At 38.2% G+C, this 14,575-nt stretch carries 12 protein-coding genes; 4 read left to right on the top strand and 8 right to left on the bottom strand.

Annotated features, from left to right (window positions below; genetic code table 11):
- The first annotated feature begins 24 nt into the window (after positions 1–24).
- Complete coding sequence (locus tag AN34_RS09150) at positions 25–426, top strand: TonB-dependent receptor plug domain-containing protein (protein ID WP_036676847.1); 402 nt, start codon at positions 25–27, stop codon at positions 424–426.
- A gap of 327 nt (positions 427–753) precedes the next feature.
- Positions 754–1,008, top strand: coding sequence for a hypothetical protein (locus AN34_RS09145; RefSeq protein WP_029284529.1), 255 nt, complete (start codon positions 754–756; stop codon positions 1,006–1,008).
- Between the two features lie 397 nt (positions 1,009–1,405).
- Here the strand turns inward: AN34_RS09145 and AN34_RS09140 are convergent, their stop codons facing one another.
- From AN34_RS09140 to AN34_RS09130, 3 genes are all read right to left on the bottom strand, one after another.
- Entirely contained in the window at positions 1,406–2,551 is a 1,146-nt protein-coding gene (locus tag AN34_RS09140) for a glycosyltransferase (protein ID WP_157263262.1), read from the bottom strand.
- A gap of 67 nt (positions 2,552–2,618) precedes the next feature.
- On the bottom strand, positions 2,619–3,956 hold the full coding sequence (locus AN34_RS09135; RefSeq protein WP_051666373.1) for a Coenzyme F420 hydrogenase/dehydrogenase, beta subunit C-terminal domain: 1,338 nt from the start codon (positions 3,954–3,956) through the stop codon (positions 2,619–2,621).
- Between the two features lie 167 nt (positions 3,957–4,123).
- A complete protein-coding gene (locus tag AN34_RS09130) occupies positions 4,124–5,170 on the bottom strand; it encodes a polysaccharide pyruvyl transferase family protein (protein WP_029284523.1) in 1,047 nt (348 codons plus the stop codon).
- A 330-nt stretch (positions 5,171–5,500) separates the two neighbouring features.
- Here AN34_RS09130 and AN34_RS09125 point away from each other — a divergent pair, with 330 nt between their 5' ends.
- Entirely contained in the window at positions 5,501–7,942 is a 2,442-nt protein-coding gene (locus AN34_RS09125) for an outer membrane beta-barrel family protein (RefSeq protein ID WP_029284521.1), read from the top strand.
- Here the strand turns inward: AN34_RS09125 and AN34_RS09120 are convergent.
- From AN34_RS09120 to AN34_RS09100, 5 genes are all read right to left on the bottom strand, one after another.
- Complete coding sequence (locus tag AN34_RS09120) at positions 7,937–8,992, bottom strand: LLM class flavin-dependent oxidoreductase (protein ID WP_029284519.1); 1,056 nt, start codon at positions 8,990–8,992, stop codon at positions 7,937–7,939. The two genes, AN34_RS09125 and AN34_RS09120, sit on opposite strands and share 6 nt — an antisense overlap.
- Positions 8,993–9,069: 77 nt before the next feature.
- A complete protein-coding gene (locus tag AN34_RS09115; RefSeq protein WP_029284517.1) occupies positions 9,070–10,236 on the bottom strand; it encodes a radical SAM protein in 1,167 nt (388 codons plus the stop codon).
- A complete protein-coding gene (locus tag AN34_RS09110; RefSeq protein WP_029284515.1) occupies positions 10,226–11,326 on the bottom strand; it encodes a hypothetical protein in 1,101 nt (366 codons plus the stop codon). The genes AN34_RS09115 and AN34_RS09110 overlap by 11 nt, the downstream gene beginning before the upstream one ends.
- An 8-nt stretch (positions 11,327–11,334) precedes the next feature.
- Positions 11,335–12,681, bottom strand: a complete 1,347-nt coding sequence (locus AN34_RS09105; protein ID WP_029284513.1) for a hypothetical protein — start codon at positions 12,679–12,681, stop codon at positions 11,335–11,337.
- Between the two features lie 12 nt (positions 12,682–12,693).
- The gene (locus tag AN34_RS09100; RefSeq protein WP_051666367.1) at positions 12,694–12,954 is read right to left on the bottom strand and encodes an acyl carrier protein; all 261 of its coding nucleotides are present in this window, start codon (positions 12,952–12,954) and stop codon (positions 12,694–12,696) included.
- Between the two features lie 244 nt (positions 12,955–13,198).
- On the opposite strand from AN34_RS09100, the gene AN34_RS09095 reads away from it, so the two are divergent.
- Positions 13,199–14,572 carry a condensation domain-containing protein gene (locus AN34_RS09095; RefSeq protein ID WP_029284509.1) on the top strand — a complete coding sequence of 458 codons (1,374 nt, stop codon included), beginning with the start codon at positions 13,199–13,201 and terminating at the stop codon, positions 14,570–14,572.
- Positions 14,573–14,575: the final 3 nt, after the last annotated feature.

Here is a 14,575-nt window from a genome sequence, read left to right as displayed (position 1 = left end):
GCATACCAATGAGACTGTTTTTTTATGCAGGACGTGAAAAGTGATGATTCCATCAGGGTAACGCTGCTGGGCTATCAACCGGTGACAAAGGTGGCTAAGGGGACAGAGATGAATCTCGTTTTGTCACACTCAAAGTTCCAGCTGAATGAGGTGGTCGTATCCGAAGGGATAAATCATCTCTCTCCTGTAGTGGCTGTGGATATCCCGACAACCCAGTTAAATGTTATTCAGGAATTTTTAAGAAAAGTGCCAGGACTTTTTATCTGGCAACATTCCGGCGGGATAAAGGTAGAACAGCTGTTCCTTCGTGGCTTTGACCTAGATCATGGCACAGATATCAACATCTTCGTGGACGGTATGACGGTAAATGCGGTAAGCCATGCGCATGGACTGGGTTATGCAGGCCTGCACTTCGGCAACAGCTGAATGATTATAGCAATCGAGGCTGCAGGCTGTCGCTCAATTGCAAATATTTTGCGAAGGGAATGTTCTGCATACCGAAGTGAGGTCTTCACGCTAACTAGTTGCATAATTAGCTCCCGGGCAACTTCTTTATGCCTAAAGCCTTGAAAATATACCATGTCTATCATCAGCTTATGTTTTGGGGTAAAGGTTGTGATGTCTTGTGCGGGATGGGGAGATAAGAGAGTAAGCTATAACTGGAATGATGATAAAGTTGGTTAATTTCACGATGTCTAGCTAGATTTTTAGCTATTGCATGCGTTTGTCCAGAATTTATCGCAACTGATTTCGATGACCAACAGGGCACAGGAACTGTACAAATGGAGGGATGAGAATAACAAAAGAGGCAATTACCGGAAAAGCTGGACTGATAAGGTGGTTTTATTGCTGAGAAATATAATCCTGAAACGGGCTGAATGCCCTTATGATAGTTATCTGGATACCACAGGTGTTATACTGCTCAGTACACTACATTACGAATTGCACCTGCTGGGATTTGTCCAGGTTAAGGTTGAAATCAATGAGCATTTGGATCTCGTGAATTAAAAATAAAGCGAGGCTTTAGTTAGATCTTAAATCCATCCCGCACGCCTAAGTAAATTGAAAACTTTCACCAGCGCAATCTATATTGCTGAAACCGGGGCAGAAGACAAATGCCAAAATTATGTCATGCAGCTTCATTTAGAGTCGGAGTAAGTACTAACTGGTTAATGATGGCCTTTTTACTTAATTTTTCAGTTCACTCTCCACTCAGCATAGGATCCCGCTCATTGATGCGTTATTGCCTAGGCAAGTCCATACTTGAGCAACTTATCAAACCAACCTCGGTTTGACTTAATCTCTTCAATGTGGAATGTATTCAGGTCGGATACATTGCTTAAATGGCTTCTATTGGGCTCTTTTTTTCGGTATGAGGTCATCTGGCTTGTAGGAAATGAAGCGATTATTTCTCATTAAGCCCTTTGATTATATACAAAAATTTATCTACATAGTTTTCCCATGTATAATCGTGTACAGCCTGATGCGCATCTATACATAACTGTTTATAGTCAGTGGCATTCAACATTTTTTCTATATCTGCGGCTAAATCGCATGCTCCCTGTTTTTTGGTATACACAGCAAATGAAGGTGATTCCCCAAATGTATCAGTGAAATCTTCATATGGAGCAATGACAACGGGAGTGTAAAAAAACATTGCTTCTATCGTGGATGAATAGCCTCCCCATAAAGGCGTCGGATTGATAAATACTTTGGCGTTCATAATTAAATCATAGTATGTTTTGCATTCGGACACTTCTTCTTTATCAAGATATCCATAACATGTGACTCCAGTTGGTAACTCATCAAAATCCTGGCTGTTTAATCCTATGAGATGTAAGGTTAGGCTTTGCCGATCAATTTTTAGAATATTATAAGCCGCTATTAATGATCGTGCTCCCTCTATATATTTGATGTCACCAATAAATACTAAACTATTTGACCCCGTCTTTGATATTAAAACTTCGCTTTCATTCAAACTTCCTTTATAAAAGGAATTGATAACATTTGTGTTAAGGTGACAGATATTCGCTGAGGGGTGAATATCTTGCATTAGCCTAGCGATTTTTGGGAATAGTGAAATCACTATTTTAGCTTCAGCTATCGCTTTATTTTGTTTTTTAATATATCCTTGTTCCAAAAAGTCAGGCTTTCTACCTAAGCGGTTTTTAATCAAATACTCCAGAGTCCAGTCGCAAAATAGAAATGATGGTCGTTCTGAATATTTGTTATAGTAACTAAAGTTCATAAATAACCATGCATCTGTTGACGGAAAATCGCGTGTAGCCTTTTTTATCTTATTTTGAGTAATCCAGCGGTGCAAACTGGTACGTTCAAAATGAAATACGGTGTTTTTGCTGAAGAATTTCCATATTTTAAAGATTCTTCTTTCAAAAAACAGCTCAAATCTTCTCTCTGGCCCGATATTTATGCGATTGATTTTGATCCCCCGGGCGATCAATTGCCGGGTTAAAAAATAGGGTACATTTGACCAAGTTTTGATTTTACTGGAATCACCATTGGCGAATACTGTTATTTCTTTTAGGTTCATGAGGTGATGGAAATTTGTTAAAAGCCAGCGTAATACAGATCGGAAAGAAGGTTCACAAAAAGTATTGTTATGGTTTGCCCCTTACCTTATAATAAACCCATAGGGCACATTTGGCCCAGGCAAGGTAGAACGACATTAAATTTGATGTTTTGGAAAATAAAAAAATCGTACTGCTCCATATTGATATGTGAAACCTTACGATGTAGATCAGTTTCCTACTGAGCGGTATATTGGCGTTAGGATCAACCCTTTTTTTTGTTTTTATTTTGGTGTTGTTCCAGCTTAACCGGTAAGCCAAACCTTCACGCCTTTGCCTTAACCCGGCTTCTTGTGTTCGGGCTATAAATTTTCCATCTACCCCGGCCAGTGATAATCTCCCTGACGCAATGCCCTTGCTGATCAAAAGCCCAACTACATTTGATCTGACAACCACTACATTGGTGCCCAGTCCATCTAAGGCATAGGGTTCAACCCATGCATCACCAAATGATACATCGGCGGTTTCGGCAAGAACATCGTCACAAAAGTTACAGGCTGAATTCATAAAAAAGCCAGCACCCCAGTCCCCGTCATTTAAGTATCTCCAATCTTTGTGTACAATCGAACCATCTTTCAGGGTCAGCCTGGCGTTATACCAATAGGCCGCCCGGTCGGGGAATTTGTGCCGGAATTCAACTTTTGCAACCTCTGGCAAGCTAACTTTCATCTGTACCGCAAAGCTTTCAACCAACCTCGAACTTTTCATATGACCGCAAAAGAGGCCTAATGTAAATTTTATGCGGTCTTTGAAAACCTGGTCGTGTTTTCTCAGCAGCTGAATAGCCTTTATGAAACAGGGAACTCCTACAATTGCATACCGTCCGGGCTCTTCCCTGATGATTTTTAATACATTCGACAATTCAGTAGGGTAGTATCTTGACTTTGCCCCCTGCAAAATTTCCTCTTCTGTTTTCGATATACTGAAATGAAAAAAATCACCATCCTGATCCGGCTTCTCTGAGGGGACTACATGGATGACAGCGTCGATCAGGTTATTATTCAATAACTCCATCGCTACCCAGGTGGTCATTCCCCCAGAGCTGCCCTTTGCACGAAGTCCGGGCTGATTCACATAGCCTACATAAGCATTTTGATAAAGTCCTGCTGCAATGTTTTTTTGAGCGGAATAAGGGAATAGGGCTGCGGCCAACTCATCTTCCTTCGTTGATTCCGGAGAAAAGGGGCAGGTGTCCATGATATCTCGGGATGGTTCTTCATACCATTCAACAGGACCATATGGTTTCAAATGGCCAAAATTATCGAAACCCATTTGTACCTTAAAATTTTTTGATTGCGCTACACAGCTTCCGCATCCAATGCACATTCCAGAATCTACAATGTCTTTAGGGCTTAAGTTGGCATTCATATCAGCAATTTAAGAATTTACTTTGTAATGCCTTATGCATTCTGCCAAATTTTTAATAATGCAATTGGTTTGATCATATGGTGTAGGCCTAACAGCATTAAACCGCTTATCAATACTGGATTAAGTGATCCTTTAGGGGTATAGGAGTCTTAAAAGATCGTTCGCCTTTATTTTTGCAAACTGCTCTTTAAAAATGTTTCAGAGATTTCTTTCTGATTTTTCAACCAGTTATTTACGGGTTGATAGTCAATACCCGAATTGAAAGAAGCATATAGATCGTCTGTTGATTTTACAAGCCTGTTCTGCAAATTTATCTCTTTTAAGAAATCCAGGCATTTATTTTGCCGTTCAGCACTCAAAAACATAGCGAACGGTTGATTAAACTTAACCGAGAACAATAAGCCATGGTACATGCACGTAAACACAAATGAGGCGTGTTTAATGTAAGCCATCCATAAAAAAGGTGAAGGTGCGATGATATTGAGGTCACACCAGTCAAATTTTTTTCCAATAGATACAATTTTCAGCTTCTTTTCTTTTGCTATAGATCTGAATTGATCAATGACCACCTGATCTGGCAGCAGGCCATCCGAATAAAAAATAATATAATTTTTAAGTGAGACCTTTTTTATCTTGTTTTTAAAATCATAAAGTAACGTTGGATCTAGCACAACCTGTGGTTCGGCAGCGCCAAATTGTTTGGCAAATTGATAGGTGTTGGTATCCCTAACACCCAGGTGTTTAAAATTTTTCATAAGCCTCACGATGCTCCGCGGATGCCGTGCATCAAACCGATCAGGACCCATGCTGGCCGCATAAGAAATGATATGGGTACTGTTGAGGTTATTTGAAAAGTAAGGCGTATCAATTCCTCCCCATTCTTTGCTGTAACACCAGATCTGGTCACTACCAATAATAATGGTGTCAAATTGAATGGCCTCAAGATCCTCACGATTACTGATCCAATGGGTTCTACTGAGCTTACGCTGGTAAATTTTGAATTTTGAAATTTTGATCAGCATTTTAATGAAGGTTAAAGGGGCTTGTTTTTCAGCATAAAGCATCGCTTTCAATTCATTATCGATACTTTTTTGCTTTCTGTAATTGATAAAAATATTATCATGGCCATTTTCGAGTAGATAATGATGTAGGGCATAGGCCTGCAAGTAAGCTCCGTAATTGTAACACTGAAAAAAAGTTAATATTCCTATCATTTAATATGTGTTGATTGACTTACACCGGTGTCTGCTGTTTCCCAAATTAACCAATTATTTTTAAATACTCCTTAGCTGTTCTCAGTAGCCTGTTTCTATTCTTTTCAATCAGACCTGCTTTAAGCGTGATCATATGGCAATTGATATTGAAAAATTACGCAGGAGGTTTTCAGGCGAATTCTGTAATTCTCCGATCTGAATGGAAATATAAGCCCCCACTGTAGTAATAAATGATAATATTTAATTGAATATAACTACTTTAGTAATCATTAAAGCTTACAAATATCAGATACTTTTAAATAAACTTGTGAACTATATTAACATTACCTCATGATAAATTATAAATCAATACCAACTTATCTTTTTATTTTTTTAATCACATTTTGTTTCAAGGGTTATGGACAAGGGAATACTGGTATCACTTTAAAGGGCAAGCTAAAAAATGAAAACAACGAGCCAGGTGAAGGTGCGACTTTATTCTTGAAAGATGCCAAGAATGGTCAGGTGGTGAAACAGGGATTGAGTGAAGCAGACGGAACTTTCTCCTTTGCTGTTTCAGCCGGAAGTTATGTGCTTGCAGTTAGTTATTTAGGGACACTTGTTTATCAGAGCGACCAACTGCAGCTATCCTCATCTGTTGATTTGGGTGAACTAAAAATCAAAACCACTAACCTTAACCTAAAAGAAATCGTCATTCAAAGTTCTCGTAATCAACCGTTAATTAAGGTTGAAGGCAGAAAGATAATCTATAACGTCCAAAGGAGCATAACGGCACAGGGCAGTACGGCGTTGGAAGCTTTAAAAAAAACGCCTGGAGTAATGGTAAAACAGGATAATTCAGTTTCAATCAATGGCGCAAGTACAGCATTAGTGATGATCAATGGTAGGCAAACCTATCTCCAAGCCGAAGAATTAGCGCAACTGCTGAAGTCTATTGCCGCCTCTGATCTGAAATCAATTGAGATTATTAAAAATCCCTCATCTGAATATGATGCTGCAGGAACAGGCGGCATTGTCAATCTTGTACTTCAGAAATCAATTACCGAAGGTTTCAATGGCAGTATCAATAATGGCCTTGCTTATGGTAAAACCATAAAGCAAAATACCAATCTGAATCTTAATTTCCGGCAGGGAAAACTGAATATGTTCGGTAGCTACAATCATAGTTTTGGGCATTACGCAATGGATTATGATAATGACCGGACAACAAATGGAAAGGTGTATTTAAATGCCAATCATGATGTGGATAAAAAACATCATATTGCCTCAACCCTGGGTGCTGATTATGCTATAGATACTACCAAAACTATCGGAGTTGTATTGAATGGAAACTTTTCAGCCGGGGGTGGTTTGATTACCCCGGTCACCGGTATCTATGACCAGTTAACCGGCCGGCTATTGCAAACGCTAAGAAGCCAGAGCAGCTATCCTGAGCAAATGACGCAACGGTATAATACCAATCTAAATTACCGGTATAAAGGTGCTAACCATACGACTTTGGATATTGATGCAGACTATGGGATTTTTGACGCATCAACAAGTAACTTGAGCACCAATGCCTATTATAACCCAAGCGGCGAGTTTCTGTCAACCAATAATTTTCTGGTAGCCAATAGCAGAAACATCAAACTATATGCACTTAAGGCTGATTATAGCTTTAAAATAGGCAAAGGGAAGATGCTGACAGGCGCAAAATTTTCCAGTGTAAACGCTAAAAATGTATTTGATCAATATGATGCCAACGGGAGCGAGAAGGTCATTGATATCAGTTTATCAAATTCTTTTATTTATAAGGAACAGATAAGTGCGGCATATCTCAAGTATGAAACATCCTTTAGTGAGGACTTAAATATGGATTTAGGCGTAAGACTGGAAAACACACATTCCACAGGAGACCTGCAACCCCGCGACGGAAGCGTCCAGTCTACAAATTCTGTTGTGAGAAATTATCTGAATATTTTTCCAACCGCTTCGATCACTTATAAAACCAAGGGATCTGGTACTTACAACTTAAGTTTTGCGCGTCGTATTGACCGTCCTGCTTATAATAACCTGAATCCGTTTTCGTACCCTGTTGATGAACTTTCCTACTGGAAAGGTAATCCGTTTCTCCGGCCCCAGTATGCCAATACGCTTGCATTGCAATACAGTTATAAAAAGACGACCATATCTGCAAGTTACACCCATACCAGCGACATCAGCAACGAAATAACCGAAGTTCTGACTGGAAATGTTATTAATATGATACCTAGAAATATTGGTTTTCAGAACAACCTGAATATGACCATGACCCAGGAGCTTAATCTGGCGAAATGGTGGAATGTCAGTTTTACAGCTATGGGGTACCTTTTGGATAATAAAGTCGGTACTATAGAATATGGGAATTATAGCCGAAAACGTTTTGCAGGAACCATCAACCTTCAGCAAAACTTTAACCTGCCTGGTGAAATCACTGCTGAGCTTGCAGGAGTGGTGAACTCCAAAAACATAAGCGGCTTAAATACTTATGTGAAAGGGAACTCGCAAATTGATCTGGGCTTGCAAAGGAATTTAATGAATAATAAAGCAACGCTAAGGCTCGCTGTTTCTGATTTGTTCCGGGCAAATAAAATCAGTACCGATACCCAGTTGAATAATTTATTACTCCATACCACTTACGCGGGAGAAACCCGTCAGATAAGGTTAAACTTTACTTATCGGTTTGGCAATAATAAGGTAAAGACAAAGGATGCGCGTGAATCAGGACTGCAAAATGAATCGCAAAGGCTATAATGCTTGGTACATGATGTCTGATAAGTTTTCATCTGTATCCAGAAGTTGCTGAACGGATAGGAAAACCTGGTTAATGTATTTAAATTCATCATAACCAGTCATTGGTACTTCAATTACTATGGAGTTTAGTCCCTTAATTAAATATCCCAATATATATTTAGCCACATTTTCAATACTCCCAACCAGATAGGGCACGTCACTATGGCCGTTAATAAACGGAGTCAAATTATAGATGTCGTTTACATTAGCCACTTTTGACTGAGCTAACAATTCTTTTTTCCAGATTACAGCTGATCGTTTTGTTGTAAATTCTTTGATTTTTCTGGCCGTATCATCTGCCGGGGCATATTCTGCCAATAGCTTATAATTACTTTTTTCATCTTCTCTTGCAATAATTCCAAAATGAAAACCGGTCTTGTAATCGCCAACAGACTGGTTAAAATCATTTTCAGGTATTGCCATACAAAGTCTTCCTGATCCTGTCTCACGTGTAAGTTTTAAAGAAGCATCAGATTTCCCTGCAATGTAATTTATCGGCTGCAGTTCTGAGCTTAGAGATTCAGGTAGTATGACATTATTTAAAGCGTAATAAGCCCCTTGAAAAGAAACCGGTGCTCCCCCTTTTAATAATTGGTCAACTATAGAACAGTATTCACCCAGCCGTTCATATTTTGAATCATGATTAACGGAATCTCCTAGTCCTGTCGAATCGAATAAGGCTGTGCCTGTGATGTAGTTTACGTAGAGCGGTCTGTTAAGGTATGATGATAGGTTGGAAATATATTTAGCCGTATAGAACGGATGTGTATAAAGGGAGTTAACGGCAATAAATGGGATAAGCGACTTTGAATGTTTAATGATAAGGTTTGCGAAAAACCAAGGATTCAGATAATTAGAATTCGCATCCGGAACCAGTATCCCGGTAAATTTATATCTATCAGATTCCGAGATGAATGTTTCGGCCTGCAGATAAACTGATTTTGATTCATTTACCTGGACAGCAAACATAGTAAATACAGGAATCGACTGATTGTTAAATGCTAATTGCATCTGCTATTTTGGATAAAGGCTGATTATAAATTAATGATTTTAAGCATATGCACACTATCACTAATATGGTATCCCATTTATATGCCGTTTCGATAGAGTAAGACACATTTGGAACATACTGGCATAATTCCGGAGCTAATTGTTTTTCTAAGTTTGTTAAAATTTTCACTAGTCCAAATTTCTGTCAGGGATTGATGGTTTAAATCTCCGATCGCAAGTTCAGGAAAAAACTTACTACAAGTACCGACTTTGCCATTTGCTAATACTTCCGCCCGATTAGCTAAAGCAAAACAGCGTTTAGGTGAGTCGTATTTGTCAGTTATAAAGTTCATGATCTCATGAGTTTCAATTTCCTGGCTAAACCTTACCCTTGATTTCCAAACCCTTTTATTCATACGTTTAATCTGTTCCTGCAGAATAACCTCTGAGCTTTCGCTTAGCTGAAAGGTATAAGAGTGCCAGCTGGCAGGGCCAGAATTCTGATCAGGGTTTATCCATGTGAGGTTATTTGAAAAATAATTATCCATTTCCAGTGCGCGTTCGGGTGATATATACCATGGATAATTTAGATAGATTGAATCTACTTGCTTGGCTTCGAAGTACTCTACAAACTCGTATAAATGTGGAATAAGATCGTCATTAAGGACTGCGCTTACCGAAATGGAACCTCGATAATTTCCTTTTCTTTGCTCCTCCAATATAATGTCCATTTGACGTACCAGGCGTTCGAAAGTAGATTTTCCGCGTAGTGCATTATTGGCTTCAGAAAGGCCGTCAACACTTATCAATAGTGCCAAATGTGGTGAGATTTTTAATAGGGATTCCATATTTTTCTCAAGCAATATCCCGTTGGTACAGATTACAGTGTGTCTTGGATCTTCAACAATACAATCAGCAATTCTATCCCATTCTGAATGATACAAAGGCTCTCCACCCCACAGATATAGCCTCGACTTTACCTCTTTTGTTTCTTCCAGAATGTTTTTAAAGGCTTCCACACTCAGCTCTTTATTTTGGATTTCCTGATTGTAGCTATGGAAATACCCATCATCATTCCATTGGTAACACATTTTACAACGGAGGTTACAGGCATGTGTCAGTTGAATATTGACCTCTGTCGGGACAGAAAGTGCATATGCGCCGTTCTTTTGAACTTCCCGCCTGGTAACAGCAATATCTTTGATCCTTTTTTGTAACCTGCTGAAAGTTTCAGCATTAAATGTGGTAGTTGATTTAAAGCCCATGATTGATGATATAAGAGTTGATATAATTTTCTGTGCGGGCCCTGATATTGAGCAGGTTTAAATGCATCTGTTCCAAAACTTCTGAGGAGAAGCCAGTCTTTTTCCAATCCTCAAATAACATTCCCAACCCGTATTTTATCCACAACAGCCCGTTTTTATTTTCACTGTTTCCATAAGGTTCCAGGATGATAATCGGGGTAGCAGAAGATAACGAATCAATTAATGTGCCCGCCCCTGGTTTACTGATTATAGCTTTACTTTTTCTGATGATCTCATACAGTGGAGAGAATTGACTGTTGTCTAAAAGTTCCATCTTATTCTCCCCGTTGCTGTCAATTTGAAAAAGAGGAGGGAAGTGATGTTGATTATTTTTCTGGTCCCAGATGTTCCATTCGGGATCCAGAAAATAAAAATGGAACTTTTCATTTTCTTGCACTAAATCCTGTTTATCATAAGCTATGATGGATAGGGTAAATTCCGTAGATGAAAGCGCTTCGCCTTTCGCCTGGTAATCTCCTAATCCCCAGCCCCCGCCATGAATAATAAGGTTGTTATCTCGCTTCTTAAAAGGAACAGGGGATAAGCCATCTACATTCATGTAATAATTAATCTGTTGCTTTTCCCAGCTATGGAACCATACGGTATTGGCAGTAGCTGATGTGCAATTATACATCTTCCATGATACCGAGTAATCGGCGTCTAGGTGGCATAAATCAATTTTGATATCCTTATGGTCTGTTATCTCCAGAAACCTGTTTAAAATTGATAGCCAAAAACCAGAGAATACAACAAAATGGTGTCTTTTTTCTTTCAGCCAGGTGTCAAGAAGTAGCGTCACCATTTCTTCGTTCAGCGCGCTACTGGGATCGGTGGCCATACTTTGCCCCATCAATGCAAATGAAAAGTTTTTATGGAACTTGGACTTCATTCTAGGGATGATGTTTTTTTTATCCCCTTTATAAAAATTTTCAAATACATGTACAATGGTAGGAATGCCAGCCTCCTTTAATTGCTTGGCCATAATTACCCCGGGAACATAAAATCCCATACCAGGACCAGCATTTAATATTGTAACACAAGGTTTGCTCATATGGTTGATTAATGTTTTTTTAGGTCTAATTTGTTGCAGAATGTGTACATGTTTTCCTGAAGCGCATCAAGCTCAGCAATTGTCGTATAGATGATATGGTAATATAAGCGCCCTTTATACGGCCCATCGGTTATTAACCTTGCATTAATATCTACCGTGTTAGCTGATAATGGTAGTATGCCCTTGGTTTTACCTTTAGAAAAAAGTAAACCATCTTGATCGAGTTGTTCCAGTAAGTGATCAAAGCTTAGCCGGTAGTCAACCATGAAACTAAGCGTGACCATTCTACAGCGCAGGTTTTTATCAAATTTATTGATAAAAGCGCATAAGGCATGATTGATGAGCCCCATTGATTTTCTGGCATTGATTTCTACGATAGGGATAAGCCTGTCATCAGATAATATCATCGAATCGATGCATACAGGACCAAAATAGCCAGATTCAGCGATGTACATTGCTGCTTTTTCTATATACACTAAATATCCGGATAGTTGTATTTTTTTTATAAAAGACTCATCGGCTTGCTCGATACCTGAAAAGCGAAACTTTTCGTTGTGCATGATATGAAAGGAGATGATTTTAAAGTTTCCGCTCTGCTCAATCATCAGCTGACAGGAGAAGTCAGTCAGTTTGTCTAAATAAGGTTCTATAATAAACTGGATTAACTTTCCCTGCTGTTCCTGATGGTATAGGTGCTTTACTATGGATTTTAGCGCAAGCTCCCTTTTAATCAGGATGTTACCGCTTCCAGATACGCCAAAAGGGTCTTTAATAAGTACTGGAGATTCCTTTAGCATATCTTGCCCATATTGCTGCAATGATGCAGTAGAATTAACAACATAGCCTCCGCTTCCTGTTTTTAAGGTATCAGAAATACGAGTGGAAAATATTTTAGAATTTACTTTCTTTACAGCTCCGGTATTAGGAAAATGCACTTTAGTATTAAAAATATCCTCTGAAAGACGGGGATCACTAACAATTGCATATGAATCTAATTTCACCGATTCATATTTAAACGACTTAAACAGATCTTTATATTTTTCCTTTAATTGACCTATTATATCTTTTTTAATGTTTATTTCCTGGCCAGTGCTTAAATCTTCGTTGATGCCCATATTGGAAAAATTAAAACCCAGTTCTGAAAGATACCGGAGATGAGCATTATTCATTTTAAACCTGGTGATGATCACACTGTCTTGCTGCTCAGCAAAAACAAATTGCATTTCATCCATTGCCTCTACAATCATATTTGCCTGATTGTCCTTGAAAAACGGAAGAGTTGCGTAGTGCTGGTCCCGCCAAAAACGTTCTGCATTAAATGAACCAAGTATGATATGCTTTTGACGATCGGACATACAGTTAGAATATTATGCTGCGGGAATTTGAGTCATGAGATAGTCTGCCAATATCCTAATCGAGGTGAGATGACTAAAATCAATTTCATCGAAATTGATCTCAATTCCAAAATTTTCTTCAATCTCCAGCATAAACTCAATCATTTGTACAGAATCCAGGGCAATGTCAGTGATAATATTGGCATCATCACTAAACTCCTGGGCAGATCCCGGATTTTCCGTAACTGTTTCTAAAATTGTTTTCAGTTTTTTTATAATATCATTGATTTGCATAGGTATAGGTTGGACGATAGGTTTGGGATTGGATATTAAGTTTACTTGGATAAGTAAAGTATTACTAAATTACTAATTTTTGTTCAAGCAAACAATTTTAAATTAGATTTAAAAGGTCTATGATTTACCATGATATTTAATTCGAAAATACTACATTTAGGTTTGTCAAAAAAATGTTCCTTTTTCTTAAAAGTAACTGGCTATAAAATTTGTAATAATTATTTCCTGGTTTACATGTAGAGTTATGCTAAAAATAGATAGTTGCGGTCCGATTACTTTCCAGCAAAAGCAATCCTATGATTATCATATGTCCTTAACGGATCTAAATAGTTCCGAGATTATGCTTTTGAATCTGGATGTCAGTGATTTAAATCCGGTTTATTTACCTTTGACAATCAATCGGCTCTTTAAAGATATTGACTCATTCAGGACTGTTTTTGCCAGTGAAAATGGTGACGTTTTTCAAAAAATTTTGAAGTTTGATGACCTTGATGATTTTTATTTTGATAGCCTGGATAAGTCTGATGAAAAATACAATGAAGCAGTTGCAGATGAATTGATTGCAATGGTAAGTAGTGCAATGGGATTAAGGGGAAACTCCCCGCTTTGCAAATGTTTAATTGTAAATTTTGAGGGAGGAATACGCAGATGCATGTTTTTTATCCATCATATTATAGTTGACTTGTGGTCGATATTGATTATCAAAAATAAATTTTATGAATTATATAACAGTTATGTAAGCAATCAGAACTACCCGGATGCATTGGCCGGCAGGTCTTACAACATGATCGACTATGCAAAAGAACAGAAAGAAGCCTACCACTTAAACGGGCAATCGGCAATAGCCTATTGGAATAATAAATTAGCACCCATTTTTAAGGACCGCAGTACATCGTTCACTGATATAACAGGGCAAAAAGTGTTAAAGTTTAATGACGAAAGTGGTGTTAATTCAGTGCTGGATCATAGCGAATGTGGATTTATAGCATTAAAAGTACAAGGTAAACGGCTTGAAATCATCTACCAGATATTAAAAGAATCAAATACCAGTTTTATGGCATTGTTTAACGTGGTTTTTAGTCTTTTGCCCTGGTATCACGGTGCTAGTAAGGACGTTTTAATTGCCTCACCAGTTAATAATCGCTTAAACAGTAGGTTAAAATATGTCGTTGGATTATGTGGAGGATCTATTTATACCTATTTACATATGAAACCAGAGCTTACAGTTTCCAAGATCCTTAAAGACGCTTACATAGATATTTTGAGGTCTTTTAAATATGCCATAACGGAACATACTGTTTATGAACTGGATGGTCGGCATTTAAGGGAGAAATGTGATCTGTTTTTAAACATAACAGCCAAAGAGTTTGAGAATAAGATACCTGAAAATTATTACAGGGGCGAAGGTTTTGAAGGAAAGAGGACCTATTATGCTTTGCAATGTTCCATTCATGAGCAAAAGGATCATATCAGCATGATCTGGGGGCATAACAAAAGTATCTACACCCAAGGACAGGTTGAGCACTTGGTAGCGTCTGTTTTTAACTTACTGGAATTGGTTAAAGCCCGTATGGATAAGCCCTTAACTAATTTATATACCAGTAAAAAGAGCCATTAATAT

The sequence above is a fragment of the Pedobacter sp. R20-19 genome (assembly GCF_000708265.2).
Classification (GTDB): domain Bacteria; phylum Bacteroidota; class Bacteroidia; order Sphingobacteriales; family Sphingobacteriaceae; genus Pedobacter.
This window is presented reverse-complemented; position numbering and strand designations above follow the sequence as displayed.

Excerpts from the sequence above, each read along its gene's own strand:
- AN34_RS09105 (WP_029284513.1), bottom strand. The coding sequence starts at position 12,681 with ATGTCCGATCGTCAAAAGCATATCATACTTGGTTCATTTAATGCAGAA.
- AN34_RS09145 (WP_029284529.1), top strand. The coding sequence starts at position 754 with ATGACCAACAGGGCACAGGAACTGTACAAATGGAGGGATGAGAATAAC.
- AN34_RS09110 (WP_029284515.1), bottom strand. The coding sequence starts at position 11,326 with ATGAGCAAACCTTGTGTTACAATATTAAATGCTGGTCCTGGTATGGGA.
- AN34_RS09095 (WP_029284509.1), top strand. The coding sequence starts at position 13,199 with ATGCTAAAAATAGATAGTTGCGGTCCGATTACTTTCCAGCAAAAGCAA.
- AN34_RS09115 (WP_029284517.1), bottom strand. The coding sequence starts at position 10,236 with ATGGGCTTTAAATCAACTACCACATTTAATGCTGAAACTTTCAGCAGG.
- AN34_RS09130 (WP_029284523.1), bottom strand. The coding sequence starts at position 5,170 with ATGATAGGAATATTAACTTTTTTTCAGTGTTACAATTACGGAGCTTAC.
- AN34_RS09125 (WP_029284521.1), top strand. The coding sequence starts at position 5,501 with ATGATAAATTATAAATCAATACCAACTTATCTTTTTATTTTTTTAATC.
- AN34_RS09135 (WP_051666373.1), bottom strand. The coding sequence starts at position 3,956 with ATGAATGCCAACTTAAGCCCTAAAGACATTGTAGATTCTGGAATGTGC.
- AN34_RS09120 (WP_029284519.1), bottom strand. The coding sequence starts at position 8,992 with ATGCAATTAGCATTTAACAATCAGTCGATTCCTGTATTTACTATGTTT.
- AN34_RS09100 (WP_051666367.1), bottom strand. The coding sequence starts at position 12,954 with ATGCAAATCAATGATATTATAAAAAAACTGAAAACAATTTTAGAAACA.
- AN34_RS09150 (WP_036676847.1), top strand. The coding sequence starts at position 25 with ATGCAGGACGTGAAAAGTGATGATTCCATCAGGGTAACGCTGCTGGGC.
- AN34_RS09140 (WP_157263262.1), bottom strand. The coding sequence starts at position 2,551 with ATGAACCTAAAAGAAATAACAGTATTCGCCAATGGTGATTCCAGTAAA.